The 13,829-nt window shown below is 59.5% G+C and carries 14 protein-coding genes and 1 pseudogene; 6 read left to right on the top strand and 9 right to left on the bottom strand.

All coding sequences use genetic code 11. From position 1 onward, the window contains the following. Positions 1-329: 329 nt before the first annotated feature. The 4 genes from ACTV8E_RS06570 to ACTV8E_RS06555 all read right to left on the bottom strand — a co-directional run bounded on the left by ACTV8E_RS06570 (position 330) and on the right by ACTV8E_RS06555 (position 3,372). The gene (locus tag ACTV8E_RS06570) at positions 330-635 is read right to left on the bottom strand and encodes a chaperone modulator CbpM (protein WP_443198955.1); all 306 of its coding nucleotides are present in this window, start codon (positions 633-635) and stop codon (positions 330-332) included. A gap of 2 nt (positions 636-637) precedes the next feature. Then, positions 638-1,576: a curved DNA-binding protein gene (gene cbpA, locus ACTV8E_RS06565; RefSeq protein ID WP_443198954.1), complete on the bottom strand. Its 939-nt coding sequence runs from the start codon at positions 1,574-1,576 to the stop codon at positions 638-640. A gap of 73 nt (positions 1,577-1,649) precedes the next feature. After that, positions 1,650-1,859, bottom strand: coding sequence for a DUF3079 domain-containing protein (locus ACTV8E_RS06560; protein WP_251835851.1), 210 nt, complete (start codon positions 1,857-1,859; stop codon positions 1,650-1,652). Between the two features lie 97 nt (positions 1,860-1,956). Beyond that, on the bottom strand, positions 1,957-3,372 hold the full coding sequence (locus ACTV8E_RS06555; protein ID WP_443198953.1) for a hypothetical protein: 1,416 nt from the start codon (positions 3,370-3,372) through the stop codon (positions 1,957-1,959). A gap of 215 nt (positions 3,373-3,587) precedes the next feature. Between ACTV8E_RS06555 and ACTV8E_RS06550 the strand changes: the two genes are divergently transcribed. Beyond that, the gene (locus tag ACTV8E_RS06550; protein WP_251835853.1) at positions 3,588-3,830 is read left to right on the top strand and encodes a hypothetical protein; all 243 of its coding nucleotides are present in this window, start codon (positions 3,588-3,590) and stop codon (positions 3,828-3,830) included. A 62-nt stretch (positions 3,831-3,892) separates the two neighbouring features. Here the strand turns inward: ACTV8E_RS06550 and ACTV8E_RS06545 are convergent, their stop codons facing one another. After that, the gene (locus ACTV8E_RS06545) at positions 3,893-4,306 is read right to left on the bottom strand and encodes a DoxX family protein (RefSeq protein ID WP_251835854.1); all 414 of its coding nucleotides are present in this window, start codon (positions 4,304-4,306) and stop codon (positions 3,893-3,895) included. Positions 4,307-4,452: 146 nt separating this feature from the next. Here ACTV8E_RS06545 and ACTV8E_RS06540 point away from each other — a divergent pair, with 146 nt between their 5' ends. Continuing rightward, positions 4,453-5,493, top strand: coding sequence for an NADP(H)-dependent aldo-keto reductase (locus ACTV8E_RS06540; RefSeq protein ID WP_443198952.1), 1,041 nt, complete (start codon positions 4,453-4,455; stop codon positions 5,491-5,493). A gap of 109 nt (positions 5,494-5,602) precedes the next feature. Here the strand turns inward: ACTV8E_RS06540 and ACTV8E_RS06535 are convergent, their stop codons facing one another. Continuing rightward, on the bottom strand, positions 5,603-6,451 hold the full coding sequence (locus ACTV8E_RS06535) for a GNAT family N-acetyltransferase (RefSeq protein ID WP_443198951.1): 849 nt from the start codon (positions 6,449-6,451) through the stop codon (positions 5,603-5,605). A 205-nt stretch (positions 6,452-6,656) separates the two neighbouring features. Here ACTV8E_RS06535 and ACTV8E_RS06530 point away from each other — a divergent pair, with 205 nt between their 5' ends. The 4 genes and pseudogenes from ACTV8E_RS06530 to ACTV8E_RS06515 all read left to right on the top strand — a co-directional run. Further along, positions 6,657-7,205: a PhnD/SsuA/transferrin family substrate-binding protein gene (locus ACTV8E_RS06530; protein ID WP_443198978.1), complete on the top strand. Its 549-nt coding sequence runs from the start codon at positions 6,657-6,659 to the stop codon at positions 7,203-7,205. 77 nt (positions 7,206-7,282) lie between these two features. Beyond that, positions 7,283-8,149 (top strand): DMT family transporter, encoded by an 867-nt coding sequence (locus ACTV8E_RS06525; protein ID WP_443198950.1) that lies wholly within the window; start codon positions 7,283-7,285, stop codon positions 8,147-8,149. A gap of 134 nt (positions 8,150-8,283) precedes the next feature. Then, positions 8,284-9,042 carry an SDR family NAD(P)-dependent oxidoreductase gene (locus ACTV8E_RS06520; RefSeq protein WP_443198949.1) on the top strand — a complete coding sequence of 253 codons (759 nt, stop codon included), beginning with the start codon at positions 8,284-8,286 and terminating at the stop codon, positions 9,040-9,042. Positions 9,043-9,166: 124 nt separating this feature from the next. Then, positions 9,167-9,616: pseudogene (locus tag ACTV8E_RS06515) on the top strand (NAD(P)-dependent oxidoreductase); the annotation flags it as partial. A gap of 79 nt (positions 9,617-9,695) precedes the next feature. On the opposite strand, the gene ACTV8E_RS06510 reads toward ACTV8E_RS06515, so the two are convergent. The 3 genes from ACTV8E_RS06510 to ACTV8E_RS06500 all read right to left on the bottom strand — a co-directional run bounded on the left by ACTV8E_RS06510 (position 9,696) and on the right by ACTV8E_RS06500 (position 13,482). Then, a complete protein-coding gene (locus ACTV8E_RS06510; protein WP_273538758.1) occupies positions 9,696-10,895 on the bottom strand; it encodes an MFS transporter in 1,200 nt (399 codons plus the stop codon). Positions 10,896-11,119: 224 nt separating this feature from the next. Next, on the bottom strand, positions 11,120-12,364 hold the full coding sequence (locus ACTV8E_RS06505) for a saccharopine dehydrogenase family protein (RefSeq protein WP_273538757.1): 1,245 nt from the start codon (positions 12,362-12,364) through the stop codon (positions 11,120-11,122). A gap of 20 nt (positions 12,365-12,384) precedes the next feature. After that, positions 12,385-13,482, bottom strand: coding sequence for a carboxynorspermidine decarboxylase (locus ACTV8E_RS06500; protein ID WP_273538755.1), 1,098 nt, complete (start codon positions 13,480-13,482; stop codon positions 12,385-12,387). Between the last annotated feature and the right edge of the window lie 347 nt (positions 13,483-13,829).

Genomic DNA, 13,829 nt, shown 5'->3' with positions numbered 1-13,829 from the left:
GTCCTCGGGCCGCAGTAGGTTGGTAGCCGGCTAAAGATATGGCTTGGGGAATATATGGATTCTCATATGTGGGCGCAAGGATTGCGCGTTCAGTTCGCTCGAAGACCTTCGATGCAGGCGTCGGGCGAGAAGGCGAGAAGTGAAGAGCCTTTCTCACGTTGTGCAGCGAACCTGATGGTAAGACGGCGACGTACAGCGACCCGGCTAAGAGGGTGCCAAATCATCACGGGCAACGTGTGCAGGTCGGTCCTGCCGATTGAGACCTGGGTTCGCTGGCGGGTGCGCGGCGGCTTTAAGCGTAGCGCCACACGGCATCGCACGGATACGGGCTAGAGTTCCAGAAAGCGCAGCAAACGGCGTTTCAGGCTGTCGTTCTCGGTCCGCAGTCGCTCCACTTCGCCCAGTAGGTCCAGCGTAACTGCCACGGCTGCCCAGTCGAGCTCCAGCTCCCGTTGCAGACGGTGGGCCTGGCGTAAGCGGCTCAGCGCTGCGGTATCGAAGCGCCATTCGGCGGGGGTCTTGCCGTCCGGTTCAACGATGCCGTATTCGACGATTTCGATCAGGATGTTTTCGGGCAACTCGAGCCGCTGGCAGCATTCTTCCAGGGTCAGTTGCAGGAGCAGGGAAGTTTCCATGGTCATTTACTCCATCGGCTGCGTGGGTCGAAGTCTGCGGCGTCGCCCAGCTGAGTCCACAATTTACGCGCCTGTTCCGTGTTGCGCGGTGGCATTACCACTTTCAGTACCGCATACAGATCGCCCGTGCCTTGCTTGCTCGGCAACCCCTTGCCCTTGATGCGCAAGCGCTGGCCGCTCTGGCTGTCGGCCGGAATATTCAGGTGAATGCGCCCGGTCAGTGTCGGCACTTCGACCCGCGCACCCAGCGCCGCTTCCCAGGGAGCCAGGGGCACCGTGATCAGCAGATCATGGCCCTCTACGTCGAACAGCGGGTGCGGCACCAGACGGATGAACAGATACAGATCGCCATTCGGCGCGCCGCCGCTGCCCAGGCCGCCCTGTCCCTTGAGGCGAATGCGCTCGCCATCAGTGATACCGGGGGGAATCTTCACGTTGAGGCTCTTGCGCTGATCGGGCTGGCGCTGGCCATGCTCGTCGTAGCTGGGTAGCAGATACTCGATTGGCTTGCTGGTTTCACCGAGGATTTCTTCCAGGAACACCGGCAGCTCAAGCTCGATGTCGCGACCGCGGCGCGCCGCCCGGTGCTGCTGGCGGCCGCCCCGTTGAGCGCCGAAAATCGATTCGAAAAACTCGGAGAAGTCGCCCTCGAACTGCTCGTGCTGTGTGGAAAACCCGCCCGAGGGTTGCCAGCCGGGTGGTGCGTTGAAGGTTTGCCCGGCGTGGCCGTATTGGCGGATCTGATCGTACTCGGCGCGTTTCTCCGGGCTCTTCAGCACCTCATAGGCCTCGACCACCTCCTTGAAGCGATCTTCCGCGTCGGCCTCCTTGTTGACGTCCGGATGGTACTGACGCGCCAGGCGTCGGTAGGCGGTCTTGATCGCCTTGTCATCGGCCGAGGGCTCCACGCCGAGCGTTGCGTAATAGTCCTTGAACTCCATGGCAGGCACCTGCTGGATTGGTCATTTCGAAGCGTAGTCGAGGGCTGCTTCTCATGACCCGGGTGCGCAGCGCTCAGGCGGCCGGTGGCTTGCTTGCCTGCGGCTGGCTGTTGTCCGTACTCAGGGCGTCGAAGGCGTGCCAGTCTTCGCCCCAGACCTCGATGGGGTGCATGGTGCGATCAGCGCCATTGCCACACCCCAATGCGTCTGCTGAGCAATAGCGGTCGCATCCCCAGCAGATCCGCTCGGGATGCACAGGGTTCAGCGGGAATTTCTTGGCCATGACAAAACACTCCAGGGCACTCGTGTCTGGCCATACTGTGCGCAGTTTTTTGCCTTTTCCTTGATTCGGGTCAAGCGGGCGTGGCGGCAGGCATAGCTCAGCTTCGCCGCCACGGGGCGATTAGTCGCCGATGCCAGCGTGTCGTCTGCCGTTCCGGTGGGTCGGGCCAGTGCACCTTTTTGCTCTCGCACTGCACGATGCCGTTGGCTCCCAGCCGCACCCGCCAGCGCTGTGCAGAAGGAAAGGACTGGCCGGGTTCCGTGTGCACCAGCAGGAGGTTGTAATCGTGCTGTTTTTCGATGGGGTGCGCCTGGATGGAGGCAAACGGATCGGCCTCGTCCGCACTCACGAATAACTGGTGCTTGCTGGCCAGAATCATCTCGCAGAGCCGTTCACAGTCCAGTGTCAGGCGCTCCTGGATCTCGTCTTGCTCCAGCGCCGCCTTGTCGAGGTTGAGTACCGAGCGATAGCAAATGATTTGTCGCTCTTCGTTAGTAGCCCATTTGACGGAGTGTTCCCGCACCTGCCGGGGTAGTTCGGGTAATTTGCGATAGTCCAGCCAGACCAGTTGCTGGGCCAGCAATTTTTTCGTGTAGGGCATGAGGAGGCGGATCTTCCAGCGTGGCTTGCCTTTACGCAGCCAGCGTGTAATAGCCGTGATCATGTCGTCGCGCAGCAGGTCGCGCAGGGCATAGACCAGTGCGATGCCCAGCAGCAGAGTAAGCGACAGCTTCTGGCTGGCGTCCCGCGCGTTGAACAGAAAATAGGTAAACAGCGACATGATCAACGTGGTGGACGCCGCCTTGACCAGCTTGCGTGTGCCAGGGCCCAGCTCGGTGATCGTTGAGCGCAGCAGTACCGGATACTCCAGCAGCCGGTGATACAGGCTCATGCGGTTCCAGACGCGGGTCGGTGTGCCGTGAAAATCACTCAGGTACTCGCGCTCCTTGCGGTGCTTGTGCTCCTGGCGCAGGAAGTCGCCCATCGCCTGCTTGAGTTCTTCCTCCAGCTCGGCGAAGCCGTCCAGAGTCATACTTTCCAGCATGAACTGTTCGGCATACCAGGAAAAGTAGATATCCATCTGACGGAAATAGCGTTGCTGACTTGTTTGCCGGGGAGCGGACTTGCGCAGGCGTTGCGCAAAGTTCTGGCTAAGCCGCAGGGCGCGACCGATCGACTCTGCCGTGACGCCCGAGGCCAGCAATTGTTGGCGAAGGCGGTCCATCGAGGCCTGATATTGAAAGAGCCAGGACCCATACATGATTTCGTAGTGGGGCGAGAGTAGCGAAAACGTTGTGTTGGCCTTGCTGGGGCGGTCTTTGGCTGGCAGTCCCAGCAGGCCGAAGCGGTGGGACAGGGCGCTGAAGAAGAACTGTTCCTCGGCCAGAGTCCAGGCGGAAAAGTTGCTTTCGTGAGGCGTGAACAAATACAGCTCGACGTTATGGCGGCCTGGTTTTTTCAATGTGCGGGTCAGTTGCAGACGGTAATCGCCCTTGCGCTTTAGTGAATACACGGCTCCCCCAATGGCAATTGAAGAGAGGAAGGATACCAAGCTTTCTAAAGGATTATTCCAAGGCGCGGTGGGGATAGCATTTATCGGAGTTGAATGGGGAAATGAAGTGCGTTTGTTCGTTCGAATGCCGGTGGGCGGAAATATGCAGTCCCCAGACATTGAATGCCGTCAATCGGACTCCAAAGCCAAGGGTATTCAGCAGATGAGGTGCAGGCATGAACAGGCGAGAGGGTGTATACGCGCAAAACCCGGACAACACAGAAAATGAGTTTCCGGGCACGCCCCGGCCGCTCAGTCCGGGGCGGACCGATGTCAATCCAGACCGTGAGCCAGGCATCGATGAGCTGCCTGACAATGACGGAGAACTTCCCGAGGAGAGCGATGTTGGCCTTGATCCTGACCTGGGGGATCTCGATCCTGACAAGGCGGAAATGGACGATCAACCCAATCCACGCTGATAGCCAGCCCGCAGGCTCACAGGTGTTGGCGTTACCCTTGTATTAACCAACTATCAAGCAAGCTAGCGGCCATCTAGCGAGTATTTTCCCGCACCGGTCACGCCCAGCAATAGCAAGCCGCCCATGATGCTGATGTTCTTGAAAAACTGCGTCATGTTGGCGGCTCGCTCAGGGTCGGCCATGTTCCAAAAGTCATGCCCGATCAACGCAGTGCCGAGGACAAACAAAGCGAAGAGAAAGGCCAGCGGCCGGGTATAAAAGCCCAGGATGATCGCAATGGCGACGAAGAATTCCATGAGTACGGCAATCGCGGCGGCAAGCATGGGTACAGGCGTACCCAGCGATTCCAGATACGCCACGGTACCTCCAAAACCGAACAGCTTGCTCCAGCCAGACATGATGAACAGAATCATAAGCAGAATTCGGGCCAGCAAAATGATCTCGTTTCGCAGGTTATCCAGTAGGGTGTATCTCATGGCCTGTACCTTTGCGAGAGAAGGGGGCGCGCTTGCTTGCGCACCGTTGACGCTAGCAGAGAGGATGGGCAATTGCCGTCCGCGCTTGGCGCCCGCGGGACCGCGTCATGCGCGGCATTCATTTTTCTTCAATACAGGACGATTCGATGCGTTACCGACCACTTGGCAAAACCGATCTCAATGTCAGCGCGCTGGCGCTGGGCAGTATGACCTGGGGTGAGCAGAACACCGAAGCTGAGGCATTCGAGCAAATCCGCCGCGCCCAGGCAGCGGGCATCAATTTCATCGACACCGCCGAGATGTACCCAGTGCCGCCGAACGCACAAACCTATGGTGCTACGGAAAGCATCATCGGCCACTATTTCAAGCGCCATGGCGGGCGGGCCGACTGGATCATCGCCAGCAAGGCGGCTGCGCCAGGCAATGGCATCAGCCACATCCGAGGCGGTCACAACCATTTCGACCGCGCCAACCTCACCCAGGCCGTTGACGACAGCCTGCGTCGTTTGCAAACCGACTACCTCGACCTTTATCAGTTGCACTGGCCGGACCGGAATACCAACTTCTTCGGCCAGTTGGGCTACCAGCACGATCCCGACACGCATTTCACGCCCATCGAAGACACGCTTGAAGTGCTCGATGAACTGGTGAAGAGCGGCAAGGTACGCCACATAGGCCTGTCCAACGAGACGCCTTGGGGTGTGCAGCGTTTCCTGCACCTTTCCGAGACGCGGGGCTGGCCTCGTGTGGTGTCGATCCAGAACCCCTACAACCTGCTCAACCGCAGCTTTGAGGTCGGCCTGGCGGAAATCGCTGTTCGCGAACAGGTGGGGCTGCTGGCCTATTCACCGCTGGCATTTGGGCTCTTGTCCGGCAAGTACGAGAATGGCGCTCAGCCGCCCCAGGGCCGCTTGACGCTGTACACGCGCTTCCAGCGCTACAACAATCCGCAGGCGCGCCGTGCCGCGAGCGCTTATGTGACCCTGGCCAACACTCATGGAATCGACCCAGCCCAGATGGCGCTGGCCTATGTCAGCAGCCGCCCGTTTCTGACCAGTAACATCATCGGCGCCACCACCCTTGAACAGCTAGAGAGCAACCTGGCCAGCGCTCAACTGCAACTAAGTGATGAGCTACTGGCCGGGATCGAGCGTATCCATGTAGAACAGCCCAGCCCGGCTCCCTGAGAGTGTTGAGGCGCAGGCACAGGCGGCTGTGCAAGGCAACGTAGTGCCCGCTGTTCACGCTGCAATGCCACTTTTATGCAGCGCGGTTTATCTCCGTTTCAATAGTGCATCAGCCTGTACAGTCTGCTGCAGTAGCGCTCTTGCCGGTGGATATTGGGTAACCCTGGGGAGAGAACCTTGGCGTCGCACGCGCCCAGTCGATAGCAAAGTGCGCGATTTCTTGCAGCCGAAAGCCAAACTGTCGGCAAGAGGGTGTCGCCAGCAACAGATAACGGCCCAGAAAACGCAGCAGATAAATCGTGCCGAAAATCTGGCAGCCCAGGCGCATGCAAGCTTTGAGCGATTCGAAATTGGTCGACTCGACGTAGCAAATCATTCCGAGCGAACCTCGCTGCTGATACCACTGCAATGCGCGGTTCATGCCAATTACATACAAACGCTTGCCCCGATACTCAGGCTTGGTCAGCCCCTTGTACATGTAGACGTAGCGCGGATTGAAATCGATCAGGAGATCCGCGGGATCAATCCGGGTCTGTTGGTGTGAATACCAGCTATAGGCGGCCAGCTTGTCGCCGTCGAGAATGGCGTAGCAACGATCGCCCTTATTCAGGGCTTCGTTGAGAAAATCGGCTTCGATTTGGTTCTCGGGATCTTGCGCGTAGTGGCGCAATTGGGCCTTGTTCAGAAACTGGCAGGTGTAATCGGAGGGGCACTCAAGGTAGGACGGGTTGGCCTTGAGCAGGAGCATGCCGCGCAGGAGCTTAAACAGGCCGATGAGCTTGATGACTTTGATCATCAACAAATGGCTGGTTTGACGCCAGCCTTGTTGTTTGAACTTCAGCTTGAATAAAGCGAAATGACCTTGTTTGCGCAAATTTTCCATGATGGCCTCGTGATGTTTTTTTAAGACAACACGGCCATGAAGCCTGAAAGGCCTGAGCCTCCATTGCACCTTCATGAGCCGATCCTTGGCCTGCCTATTGGCAGGTGAAGCAGTTCTGACCCATCCGTTCTCGAAAGATTCAAAGATTTTCGAACATTTTTCTGGAACTTTGCCGTACATAGCAGCAGCGAGGCCGCTGCCGACGGCTTCCTCCAGCGGACGAAGTCACGGAACTGACATGTCGATATGCCATTATTTGGGCTAAGTATGTCTTTCTCAAATCGAGTCTGACTATGGGAAGAAGTCACCCCTGGGGGCCAGCATTACCAAGCGCTTTTACTGGCGCGCCAAAGAGCCCAGGAACTCATCGACCTCTAGGGCGCGCGTTGCGCTCACCGCTCCTTCCAGTACGTCCGGAAGCCTGATTCTTAATGTGGAATTCCCTGAGGCTGTTGGCGTCCCTCTGGAACGCTTCTTTGCTGCCCAGGTGTATACCGGCTCTCACCCCGACTCGCTGGATGCCTTGTTGGACAAACGCGTGGATGCTGCGTTTGTGGCCAGTGAGAGTGCCGATGATTACCTGGCACGTGGCTTCATCGACCAGAGCACCCTGCGCGTACTCTGGCGTTCCGCGCCGATTCACTACGACCCGTACGTCTTCCGGGGTGGGTTGTGCGCAGGGCTCAAAACGCAAATTCGCGAGTTGATGCTTTCGCAGTCGGCACTTCTCGCGGATTATTTAGCATCCCAGCACGCGACGGGGTTTGCGCCCGTCGGCCATGAGCATTACCAATCGCTGCTGCGTTTCATACAACCTGAAACGCCCTGATTGACCGGTTCGGTTGTCCGTGCAGTAATCGGCAATCAGCATGCCCCCTGAAACGGACAACGACCGTGCAAAGCCAGATGAGCGACACGAATACCCGCGGATGGATCAATGGATTCATTGGCATGCTTATCTTCAGCGGCTCGCTGCCTGCGACGCGAGTGGCGGTGCTGGAGTTGGATCCCGTTTTCCTGACGGGCGCCCGCGCGACCATTGCCGGCGTTCTGGCCCTGGGGCTTGTGTTGTTTTTCAAGGAGCAGCGTCCTGCTCGACATCAGTTGCTGTCCTTGGCCATTGTTGCGATGGGCGTTGTCGTCGGCTTTCCGTTGCTAACGGCCTTGGCTCTGCAGTACGTGACGTCGGCCCACTCCATTGTTTTTCTCGGCTTACTGCCTCTGGCAACGGCCGCGTTTGGCGTTCTGCGCGGCGGTGAACGCCCCCGTCCCGTATTCTGGTTCTTCTCGATGATGGGCAGCCTTCTGGTGGTTGGCTTCGCTGTGTCCCAAGGCGTTAGCGCATCGCTGAAGGGAGATGTGCTTATGCTGCTGGCTATCCTCGTGTGCGGTCTCGGCTATGCCGAAGGTGCGCAACTGTCCAGGACGCTGGGCGGCTGGCAGGTAATCTCCTGGGCGCTGCTGCTGTCATTGCCGGTCATGGCGTTGCTGGCCGGGTTGTTGATGCCGGTGTCGTTTGCCGAGGTTAGTTTGCCGGCCTGGATAAGCCTGGCGTACGTGTCGGTGTTCAGCATGTTGATCGGCTTTGTGTTCTGGTATCGCGGTCTGGCCCAGGGTGGCATTGCGGCAGTTGGGCAACTGCAGTTGCTGCAGCCGTTCTTCGGCCTGGCGTTGGCCGCCACCTTGCTTCACGAACGGGTCAGCTTGGGCATGCTGGGCGTAACCCTGGCGGTGATTTTCTGTGTGGCGGGTGCGAAACGCTTTTCCAAGTAAAAAAGCGCAGCAGCATCGGCTGATATCTCGGTAGCACGCTGCCAAAACCGGGCGGGATTGGGATATTGTCTTGGCCGCAACCGGAAGTGCCGTGGGCAGTTCCTTCCAGTGAATTCGCAACACGAGGTAGGCAAATGAGCAAGATCGTTTTCATCACCGGGGCCACGTCCGGTTTCGGGCGCGCCGCGGCGCGGCGTTTTGCAGCGGGTGGCTGGTCGCTGGTGCTGTGCGGACGTCGGGTGGAGCGCCTGCAGGAACTGCAGAATGAATTGCGCGAGCAGGTGCCGGTCCATATCGCCGCGCTGGATGTGCGCGATGCCGCCGCCGTGCAGCAGGTCGTGGCTGAATTGCCCGAAGGTTTTCGCCAGATCCACGCGCTGATCAACAATGCCGGCCTGGCCCTCGCGCCCATGCCAGCGCAAAAGGTGGATCTGGCCGACTGGCACACGATGATCGACACCAACGTTACCGGCCTGGTGAACGTGACCCATGCGCTGCTACCCACGCTGATCAAAACCGGCGCTGGGGCCAGCATCATCAATATCGGCTCCACAGCGGGCCAATGGCCTTATCCGGGTAGCCACGTCTATGGCGCCACCAAGGCCTTCGTGCAGCAGTTCAGTTACAACCTGCGCTGCGACCTGATCGCCACCGGTGTGCGGGTTACCGACATTGCGCCGGGCATGGCCGAAACCGAATTCACCCTGGTGCGCACCAAGGGCGACCAGGCAGCCTCGGATCGACTGTATGGGGACACCACACCGCTGGCAGCCGAAGACATCGCCGAGCAGATCTTCTACGTGGCCAACCTGCCGGATCACATCAATTTCAACCGACTGGAAGTCATGCCGACCCGTCAGGCCTGGTCGGCGTTTGCTGTCGATCGCGACTGACGAGCGCGTCAGAGCACTGGGGTAAACCTGTGGGAGTGGACGCCACGCCCTCGTGGCAAGTGCCAGGGGGCAGCGTCCCGCCGTGTCGGTCGATAGCGCTTTACATCTTTCGAGTAACTGTGAAGGCAACAGCCGCAAGCCAGCGCTGGAGCAGGAGCTGGGCGCCCGTTTCTGTGGGTTCGACGAGTTGCTGGGCGAGGCGGATTTTGTCTGCGTAGTGGTGCCGCTCAGCGAGCGGACACACAAGCTGATCGGCCGTCGCGAACTGGCCCTGATGAAGCCCAGCGCGATTCTGGTCAACGTGGCGCGTGGCCCGGTCATCGACGAGGCTGCGCTGGTCGAAGCGCTGCAGAACCGGCAGATCCAGGCCGCCGGGCTTGATGTGTACGAGCAGGAACCGTTGCGCGAATCGCCGCTGTTCGCGCTGAGCAATGTGGTGACCCTGCCGCACGCCGGCTCAGCCACCCATGAAACGCGTCGGGCCATGGTTGAGCTGGCCCTGGATAACCTGGAACAGGCGTTGCTGGGCGGTACGCCGCGTTACCGCGTCAACCCGCGGGTACGCGGGACATAGTGTTCCACTTCCCCAGCGCCGTCCTATGCGACACGTAGAATGACGTTGAGCGCAGCGATACCCCCTAGCGCCGGCATCGTCAAACTTTGCGAAACTCGCGAAACGCCATCACCAACAGCCCGCCGATGAGCAGCACCCCCAGCACGCAATACGCAAGGCTGGCGGTCAGCACACCCAGATGATCCGCTGCCCAACCCACGGCCAGGGTCGGAAGGATGGTACCCAAATAGCCGATGGTGTAGAACGAAGCGATCATCCGACCGCGCTCCGCTTCCGTGGAGGAGTTGGCGACCACGGTTAGCCCGGCCATGAATGAAATGCCATGGCCCAGGCCGATGGTGATCACCGCCGCCAGGAAGATCGCAAACGAGTGGCTGTACAGCGACACGCCAAGCATCGCCAGGCCCAGTCCCATCAGCGTAAAGCCGAGACGGGCGGACGAGTGCAGAGCCAGGCGTGAGGCCGGAATCTGAATGCTGGCGGAAATCATCAAGATCACGCCAATGGACAGACCGCTGATCACGGGGCCGTGCCACGGCAGCATTTCGTCCAGCATGCTCGGTGCGAGGGAAGCGAGCAGGCTGAACAGCGCCGAGGCACAGAAGACGCCCATCGACGCCAGCAAAAATCGCGTCAGGCGCGCTCGCTCCGGCAGGGCGAAGCCAGGCATGAAGGACAGCTGACCAGTCAATGTTTCCCTGACAGGCAGCCGGATGCGCATCAAGGCGATCAGGCAGGCCAGCACCGCGATGAACACCACGATATACGGCATGCGTAATGGCCACGGTAGCCATTGTGCCAGAGCGCCGCAGACGATGGGTCCCATGCCGAAGCCGGCCATGGTCGTGGTGGTGGCGACCACCGGAGCCCGCTTGCTCCACGCCTGCGGCGCATATTTGATCAGAGCAATGGTTGCCGAGGTGCTGGCCATTCCCGAGGCGACGCCGGAAATGAAACGGCCAATGCCCAGGACCCACTCGCTCTGCGCCACCGCGCAGAGGCTCAAACCCAGCAACATGACCACCAGGGCAATTTTCAGCACCCGGGCCGGCCCCATGTAGCCAACCAAACGCCCCAGGAACAGAAACGCGACGATTGCCCCCACCATGTAGTACACGAAAATGGCAGTAATGCCGCTGGTCGGCAGTTGCCAGGCGTTTTGGTAGAGGGGAAACAACGGGCTGATCAGCGAGGCGCCAATCGTGGCGGCGGTCAGCGCCAGGGCGATGGTAATAAAGTCTCTGCGCCCATAAGCAACTGTCGAAGGAGTATCAGACATGTATCAAGCCTTGCACGAGCGTGCGGTATACGAGTTGGACGCGCGGAGGCGGGGAAGGTAGCAAAGCGGACCGGGTGCGCATGGTAGCACTGCATAGAGGCTGGCTGAATTGGCTCATTGTCAACACAACATCGCTGCGCTCACGCCATCCTGCACGCGCAGGACGAGAGTATTAAGAGAGCCAAAAGCACACCGCCCGCCAAGAAGGCGGGCGGTGTGTGGGGTCAGGCCAACTGATCCCAGGGTCGGTCGCCGTTGGCGTCCTTGATGCGGGTGGGCAGGCCCATCTGGTCAAGCAAGGTGAGGAACGGCGCGGCAGGCAGTTCCTCGACGTTGACCATGCGCTTGGCATCCCATTCGCCGCTGACGATCAGGCGCGCGGCGGCCACCGGTGGAACGCCGGCGGTGTAGGAAATGCCCTGGCTGTCCGTCTCGGCGTAGGCGTCCTCGTGGTCGGCGACGTTGTAGATCAACAGTTCGCGTTCTTGGCCGTCCTTGGTGCCCTTGATCAAATCGCCAATGCAGGTCTTGCCGGTGTAACCCGGTGCCAGCGAGGCGGGATCAGGTAGCACGGCCTTGACCACTTTGAGCGGGACGACTTCCAAGCCTTCGGCCGTCTTTACCGGCTGCTCGGAGAGCAGGCCGAGGTTCTTCAGCACGGTGAACACATTGATGTAGTGCTCACCGAAGCTCATCCAGAAGCGGATGTTCGGCACGTTGAGGTGCTTGGACAGCGAATGCACCTCGTCATGCCCGGTGAGGTAGAGATTCTGCTTGCCCACGACCGGCAGATCGTCGGTGCGCTTGACCTCAAACATCGTGTTACTGGTCCATTGGCTGTTCTGCCAGCTCCACACTTGGCCGGTAAACTCGCGGAAGTTGATTTCCGGGTCGAAATTGGTGGCGAAGTACTTGCCGTGGGAGCCTGCGTTCACGTCGAGGATGTCGATCGAGTCGATCTGGTCGAAGTGCCGCTCGGCCGCCAGGGCTGCCCAGGCATTCACCACGCCTGGATCGAAGCCGGCACCGAGAATCGCGGTCACGCCTTTTTCCTGGCACTCGGCCAGATGCTTCCATTCGTAGTTGCCATACCACGGCGGGGTCTCGCAGATCTTGCCCGGCTCTTCGTGAATGGCGGTGTCGAGATACGCCGCTCCGGTCTCCATGCAGGCGCGCAGCACCGACATGTTGAGGAATGCCGAACCGACGTTGATGACGATCTGTGAATCGGTTTCGCGGATCAGCGACTTGGTCGCTTCGATATCCAGCGCGTTCAAGGCGTAGGCCTTGATTTCAGCTGGAACCTTGAGGCTCTCCTTGGCCTTGACGCTTTCGATGATGGCCTGGCATTTGTCGACACTGCGTGAGGCAATGGCGATCTGGCCGAGTTCATCATTGTGTTGCGCACACTTATGGGCCACAACCTTGGCCACACCTCCTGCACCGATGATCAGAACGTTTCTCTTCATTTATCTCCCTCACTGCCGCCTCAGGAGAGGCTGGACAGATAGTCGTCGAAACCAAACTCGCGAACCAACTCGACGTCGCCATCGAGTTGACGCACGGCGATGGCCGGCATCTTGAGTCCGTTGAACCAGTTTTTCTTGACCATGGTGTAACCCGCCGCGTCGATGAACGACAGCCGATCGCCGATGGTCAGCGGACGATCGAATTGGTACTCGCCGAAGATGTCACCCGCAAGACAGGACTTTCCGCACACCATATAAGTGTGCTCGCCCTCGCAGGGTTCCATCTTGGCATCCTGGCGGTAGATCAGCAGATCGAGCATGTGTGCTTCGATGGAGCTGTCCACCACCGCCAGATTCTTGCCGTTGTACAGGGTATCGAGCACGGTCACTTCCAGGGACGCGCTCTGGGTGATCGCCGCTTCGCCCGGCTCCAGGTAGACCTGCACGCCGTAGCGTTCCGAGAAGGCCTTCAGGCGCGCACAGAAAGCGTCCAGCGGGTAACCCTCGCCGGTGAAGTGGATACCGCCACCCAGGCTGACCCACTGGACTTGGTGCAGCAGATGGGCGAAGCGCTCCTCAATGGTGCCGAGCATCTGATCGAACAGCTCGAAGCTGCCGTTCTCGCAATTGTTGTGGAACATGAAGCCGGAAATCTGCTCGATGACGCCTTCGATCTTCACCGGGTCCCATTCGCCCAGACGGCTGAACGGACGCGCCGGGTCGGCCAGCAGGTAGTCGGAGCTGCTCACCTGCGGGTTGACACGCAGGCCGCGCACGGCACTGCTCGAGGCCTCGGCGAAGCGCTGCAGTTGACCGATGGAGTTGAAGATGACCTTGTCGGAGTTGGCCAGCATCTCGTCGATTTCGTCATCGGCCCAGGCCACGCTGTAGGCGTGGGTTTCGCCAGCGAACTTCTGACGGCCCAGCTTGAGCTCGTAAAGCGACGACGAGGTGGTGCCGTCCATGTACTGCTGCATCAGGTCGAACACTGACCAGGTGGCGAAGCACTTGAGCGCCAGCAGGGCCTTGGCCCCCGACTGTTTGCGCACATAGGCAATCTTCTCGAGATTGACCAGCAGCTTCTGTTTATCGATCAGGTAGTAAGGTGTCTTGATCATCTTGAATTCCGTGCCAATTCAGCCGGCAGAAGGGGTGGTTGTCCCCTCCCGTTAAAAGAGGACGCGGATTGTGCCCACAACTGGCGATGACTGAAAGGTCAGAGAGCGATTTTGTGGCTTTTCATCAGGGATGTGGGGGGTGGAATTATGCCCAGATTGCATCGGCAGTCGGCGTTTTCGCTGCCGCCCGAAGTAAGAACTGCTCGAATCCCCTGCCGGCTCATCGGACAAGTGGGCCTGGAGCAGGGTAACTACCCCCTGCGGCAAATGGCGTTTGGGGTACATTCTTCGCGGCCGTTAATCGGTAGTTAATCTTCTTTCGCCATGCTCGTGCCTGTAGTGGGTGC

Origin of the sequence: Pseudomonas sp. B392_1p (assembly GCF_052245235.1) — a bacterium.
GTDB lineage: Bacteria > Pseudomonadota > Gammaproteobacteria > Pseudomonadales > Pseudomonadaceae > Serpens > Serpens gallinarum.
The sequence above is the reverse complement of the archived record's forward strand: the minus strand, read 5'-3'. Positions and strand labels throughout refer to the sequence as shown.